The organism is Cetobacterium sp., assembly GCF_048470075.1.
In the GTDB taxonomy this organism is placed as follows: Bacteria; Fusobacteriota; Fusobacteriia; order Fusobacteriales; family Fusobacteriaceae; genus Cetobacterium_A.
Genome location: NZ_DBGBQB010000001.1, coordinates 1 through 5,810 on the forward strand (window position 1 = coordinate 1; position 5,810 = coordinate 5,810).

A 5,810-nucleotide genomic window follows, 5' to 3' on the forward strand; every position below is an offset into this window, starting at 1 on the left:
TTTTGACTTTTTATGGCAATTATATATTTAGGATTATTTTGTTGTCAATATTTTTATGTAAATATTTCAATAAAAAAAAGGCATACTCTCATTGGAAAAAGCTTTTTTGCTTTAACTTTTGAGGTAGCCTTTTATTTAAAATACTATAACCATTACATTTTCATCTGGTCTTTGTTCATTGGATTTTCTATTAACTTTTCCATTAGTTACCCAATCAAAAAGAAACTTAATATGTGATTCCATATTTCTAATACACTTTCTAGTTCCTTCAACTGTTCCTAATGTCCCATCTTTTTCTCTCAAGAAAAAATCTCTATTTATATTTTCTTCAAAATTGATTGGTGTTCCATGAATATATCCACCACCTGAGAAACGAATCGCATATTTAGCCATTCCCGCAGCATTGTTATACTCATCTCTATAACCCATTTCATACTTTAATACCGGTACAATAAAATACCCTTTTGGAGTATCAAACCCCAATGTGCTTTCCATTCCAGTTTTATTTAAAGTATATGATATAAGTTCCCATTGCCCATCTGAATTTTTCTGAAATATCCCTTGATTTTCATTTTCTAAATCAATAACAATTGCTTTTCTAAAGTTTGGACTAACAGCAGGATATCTTGTTATCACATTTTTACTAACTTTCAATGGTTTTTCAGGAATTGAAAGAGCATTTACATAAACATCATTACCCTTTGCAGACTCTATTGACATCAACGATCTATCAGGTATAAATATCGTTTCACCATTATAACTTGCTCTAGCATTTTGATCTGCTGAAACTCCATATTTATCCTTTACTCTACTCATGTTTTGGTTACTTGGATTTGGTACATATGTATTGATTGAAACTAGCTCTTTTCCTTTAGCTGCCTCTGATTGTAAAAACTGTGTAAGTTTATGAACTCTATTGTTCATCTCTTCAAACTTAAATCTTCTCAATGTAACAAGCATTGCTGATACATATCCCTCTATCCTATTTCCATTTTTATCCTTTAGCTCAACTTTATACCATTCATTTCCATTGGATTCAACCTTTTCCAAAACCTTTAATTTTGTATTGAAAGGGAATCTTACAATCTCTTTAGAGTATATGGATGAGTCCTGTCTTATTGGAGCATCCACACTTTTAATAAAAACATAGTTTAAATACTCTGGCTCAGCCTCATTATTCATTATATTTACGTGTACACTCATTGGTATTACGTTTTCGTACTTTTCTTTTAACGTTTTAGTAACTGCATGAAGTGGTTGTGATAAAAAAGTAAGTCCAAATACCATAATCCCCAAAGAGATTAATTTGCTTTTTTTCATTCTATAACCTACCTATTTTAATTTTGATTCCATCAGTTCTGTAACTATAGTCGGGTTAGCTTTTCCTTTTGATAGTTTCATTACCTGTCCTATTAATCCTTTTAAAACTCTTGGTTTTCTACCCTCATCAGAGTTTTTAAAATCCTCTACCATCTTAGGATTATCTACTAGAACTTGATTTACAATTCCCTCTATCTCTCCTAAGTCAACAACCTGTACCATACCCTCTTCTTTTACAATAACCTCTGGATCTCTACTATCATTTAACTTTATAGTAAATAACTCTTTAGCTATTTTTGATGAAATTACACTCTTTTGAATTAGGTTTATTATTTTCCCTAAATCTTCTGAGGATATTTTAGATTCCTCTATTGTTTTTCCACTCTCTTTTAATTCTCTTAAAACTTCTGTCATTATCCAGTTAGAAGAAAGTTTAGCATTCTCAGTGACTTTTACTACTCTTTCGAAATAATCAGCTAACTCTATCTCATCAGTTAGTATGTTTGCATCATATTCTGGTAATCCATACTCTTCAGTAAATCTTCTTAACTTATCTGTTTTTGATTCTGGCATTAACTCTTTTACTCTTTCAATCTCCTCATTTTTTATAACAAGCTTTGGAAGGTCTGGTTCTGCAAAATATCTATAGTCCATTGCATCCTCTTTACTTCTCATAACTCTTGTTACCTGAGCATCATCATCCCAAAGTCTAGTTTCTTGATCTATTGTTTCTCCATTTTCAATAGCTTCAATCTGTCTTCCAATCTCATAGTCAATAGCTCTAGCTACTGCTTTAAATGAGTTCAGATTCTTCACTTCCACTCTTGTTCCAAAAACTTTGCTTCCCTTTTCCATTACCGATATATTTGCGTCACATCTTAGAGACCCTAATTCCATTGAAACATCACTGATTCCAGTGTATTTTATAGTGCTTTTTAAAAGGTTTAAGTACTCATAAGCTTCCTCTGAACTTCTTAAATCAGGCTCAGATATTATCTCTAAAAGAGGCATTGATGCTCTGTTGAAATTTATTAGTGACTCTGATCCAGCATGTATTGACTTTCCTGCATCTTCCTCTATTTGGATTCTTGTAATTCCAACAGTAAACTCTCTACCTGAATTTAGTTTTACATCTAAATGTCCCTTTTCACAATATGGTTTTTCAAATTGAGTTATCTGATAATTTTTTGGAGTATCTGGATAAAAATAATTTTTTCTATCAAAACCACTTACATTATTGATTTTACAATTTAAAGCCAACGCTGCTTTTATTGCATATTCTACTACTTTTTTATTCAACTTTGGTAATGCTCCTGGATGTCCTAAACATATTGGACATGTATGAGTATTTGTTGGTGAATTATCGTAGTCTGCACTACATCCACACCAAACTTTTGTTCCTGTTTTTAATTGAAGGTGTACTTCAAGTCCTATTACCGATTCCCATTGTCTCGCCATTACACTCTCTCCTTTATCGCTTTTTCAAAAGCATCTCCTGCTTTTAAGATATCTTTTTCTCCAAATGCTCTTCCTAATAGTTGGATTCCAACTGGTAATCCTTCAGTCATTCCTGCTGGTATTGAAATTCCTGGTATTCCTGCTAGGTTTGCTGGTATTGTAAAGATATCTTCCAGATATAATTCCACTGGAGTCTTCTTAGCATCTAATCTAAAAGCAGGTCCTGGTGTTACAGGAGTGAATATAATGTCCACTTGTTCAAAAGCTTTATCAAAGTCATTTTTTATTAATCTTCTAACTTTTTGAGCTTTTTTAAAGTATGCATCAAAGAATCCTGCACTTAAAACATACGTTCCTATCATAATTCTTCTTTTTACTTCATCTCCAAACCCTTCACTTCTCGACTTTGTATATAACTCATCTATATTTGAAGCATTTGTTGTTCTGTGTCCATATCTAACTCCATCAAATCTAGCCAAATTTGAACTAGCTTCTGCAGGTGCTAATACATAGTAAGTTGGAGCTGCATATTTTGTATGGGGTAATGATATCTCCACTATCTCTGCACCTAAAGATTTAAAAGTTTCTAAAGCTTCATCTACAACCTTTTTTACTCCTGGATTTAGTCCCTCTATGAAATATTCTTTCGGAACTCCTATCTTCATTCCTTTTATATCACCAGTTAAATAATCTAAATAATTTGGAACTTCCACCTCTTCCACAGTGGAATCATAATCGTCCACTCCAGCCAGTGTATTTAAAGCTAAAGCTACATCTTTAACTGTTTTAGCAAATGGTCCTATCTGATCCAGTGACGATGCAAATGCCATAAGTCCGTATCTAGATATTCTTCCATAAGTTGGCTTTAATCCAACTACACCACAAAATGATGCCGGTTGTCTAATACTTCCACCAGTATCAGATCCTAAAGATATAAAGCATTGATTTGAGGCAACAGAAGTCGCTCCTCCTCCACTACTTCCTCCAGGAACTCTATCTAAATCCCAAGGATTTTTAGTTGTCTTTTCATAGGCAGATGTTGTTGTAGTTGAACCCATTGCAAACTCATCCATATTTGTTTTTCCAATTATTATTGCGTCTGCATCCTTTAGTTTTTTTACAACTGTAGCGTCATATATCCCTTCATATCCCTCTAATATCTTAGATGCTGATTGAGAAGGTTCTCCTATAGATACCATATTATCTTTTAAAGCTACTGGAATTCCTGCTAAAGCTCCTACTGGTTCTCCATTTTGTATTTTTTTATCAACTAATCTTGCCTCTTCTAGTGCCTTTTCTTTTCTTAAAGACACAAAACTTCCGATCTCTCCATCTGTTTCTTCTATTCTATTAAAAATAGCTGTAACAACCTCTTCAGATGTTAACTCTCTATTTAATATTTTTTCTTTTATTTCAAAAGCTGTTAACTCATATATCTTCTTCACAGAAAAATCCTCCTTTAAATTTATTCTCCAACTACTTTTGGTACTATTAGTGCTCCATCCTCTGAAGCAGGTGCATTTTTCATAGCCTCTTGAGCTGTTAAAGATTCTCTTACAATATCCTCTCTCAATTTAACTCCAGTTTCATGGATTTGTACTAATGGCTCTACTTCATCAGTATTTATCTCTCCTAAAACATCTATATAATCTAAGATATTATTTAGGTCTTCTTGAAATCTTACAATCTCCTCTTCATTGAATTCCAATCTTGCTAATTTAGCTACATTTAGAACCTCTTCTTTTGTTAAAGACATCTATTTTCCTCCTATATTCTATAATGATTTTAAATACTTTATCTCCTGCGATGTTAGTTTTCTATACTTTCCTAACTCTAAATCACCCAAGTTTATTTTACCAATAGCTTCTCTTCTCAAATAAACTACTGGATGTTTTACCGCATCAAACATTCTTCTAACTTGACGATTTTTTCCCTCTCTAATAGCAATTATAACCTCGCTTTTACCTTGAGCTCTCTTTAGAATCTTTGTTCTAGCTGGAAGAGTTGGTCCATCATCTAAAATTATCCCTTTTGCTAATCTCGAAAGGTCTTTATCTCTTATTTCACCTTTTACAATAGCAAAATACTCCTTATATACCTCTCCCTTTGGGTGTATAACTTTATTAAAGATATCTCCATCATTTGTCAGAATTATAGCTCCCTCTGTATCAGAATCTAATCTTCCAATTGGATATAATCTCTCCTTTGTATCTATTAAATCCACAACAGTTTTTCTACCTCTATCATCTTTTGAAGCACTTAAAACTCCCTTAGGTTTATTAAGTAAAAAATAAACTTTATTCTCTGATTTTGGTTTTTCAAATAACTGCCCTTTTATATAGATTTTATCCTTATCTGTGATCTTCTGTCCAGGCACAACGTCCATTCCATTGACCTTTATATCTCCATTTTCAATAAGTTTATCTATCTCTCTTCTCGATGCATAGCCATTTTGTGCTAGATACTTATTTATTCTCATTGGTTCCATTTAATTTCTCCTTCATATCCTCATATTGTGGTAGCTCCTCTACCGTTGAAATTCCTAAGTATCCTAAAAACTTATCTGTTATCTCATATAAATTTGGTCTTCCTATACTCTCTTTTTTTCCACAAATACGTACAAATTTTCTTTCCTCTAAAGTTTGAATAACTCTATCCGTTGAAACACCTCTAACAGCTTCTATCTCACTTTTAGTTATTGGTTGACGATAAGCTATTATGGAAAGAGTTTCCAAAGCTGCATTGGATAATTTCTTAGGTTTTACATCCTGTTTAAAATACATATTTACTATTTCCCCACATCTTGGGTTTGTAATTAAATAAACAACCTCTTGGTCTATTTCAATATTTATTCCTGTATTAAAACGCTCTTTTTTTAAAATCTCTAAAATCTGTAAAATTTTTTCTACAGATATTGAAAAGAATTTACTTAAATCTCTTATTTTTATTTCATCTCCACCTAATAAAAGTATGGATTCAATCTGTTCTTTTATTCCTATTGTATCATTGTTTATCATATTAATCCCCTATAT

Annotated in this window: 6 protein-coding genes; all 6 read right to left on the minus strand. The window is 32.3% G+C overall.

Annotation, left to right across the window (positions count from 1 at the left end):
* Positions 1 to 135: 135 nt before the first annotated feature.
* Genes ACMOUI_RS00005 through scpB form a run of 6 tightly spaced genes read right to left on the minus strand, consistent with a single transcriptional unit; the run spans position 136 to position 5,777 of the window.
* Positions 136 to 1,320: a L,D-transpeptidase family protein gene (locus ACMOUI_RS00005; protein ID WP_418963693.1), complete on the minus strand. Its 1,185-nt coding sequence runs from the start codon at positions 1,318 to 1,320 to the stop codon at positions 136 to 138.
* A gap of 12 nt (positions 1,321 to 1,332) precedes the next feature.
* Entirely contained in the window at positions 1,333 to 2,778 is a 1,446-nt protein-coding gene (gene gatB, locus ACMOUI_RS00010; protein ID WP_418963694.1) for an Asp-tRNA(Asn)/Glu-tRNA(Gln) amidotransferase subunit GatB, read from the minus strand.
* Positions 2,778 to 4,223, minus strand: a complete 1,446-nt coding sequence (gene gatA, locus ACMOUI_RS00015; RefSeq protein ID WP_418963695.1) for an Asp-tRNA(Asn)/Glu-tRNA(Gln) amidotransferase subunit GatA — start codon at positions 4,221 to 4,223, stop codon at positions 2,778 to 2,780. Before gatA ends, gatB begins: the two co-directional genes overlap by 1 nt.
* 20 nt (positions 4,224 to 4,243) lie before the next feature.
* The gene (gene gatC / locus ACMOUI_RS00020; RefSeq protein WP_418963696.1) at positions 4,244 to 4,534 is read right to left on the minus strand and encodes an Asp-tRNA(Asn)/Glu-tRNA(Gln) amidotransferase subunit GatC; all 291 of its coding nucleotides are present in this window, start codon (positions 4,532 to 4,534) and stop codon (positions 4,244 to 4,246) included.
* A gap of 18 nt (positions 4,535 to 4,552) precedes the next feature.
* Positions 4,553 to 5,257, minus strand: a complete 705-nt coding sequence (locus ACMOUI_RS00025) for a pseudouridine synthase (RefSeq protein WP_418963697.1) — start codon at positions 5,255 to 5,257, stop codon at positions 4,553 to 4,555.
* Positions 5,244 to 5,777 carry an SMC-Scp complex subunit ScpB gene (gene scpB / locus ACMOUI_RS00030; protein WP_418963698.1) on the minus strand — a complete coding sequence of 178 codons (534 nt, stop codon included), beginning with the start codon at positions 5,775 to 5,777 and terminating at the stop codon, positions 5,244 to 5,246. Before scpB ends, ACMOUI_RS00025 begins: the two co-directional genes overlap by 14 nt.
* Positions 5,778 to 5,810 lie beyond the last annotated feature (33 nt).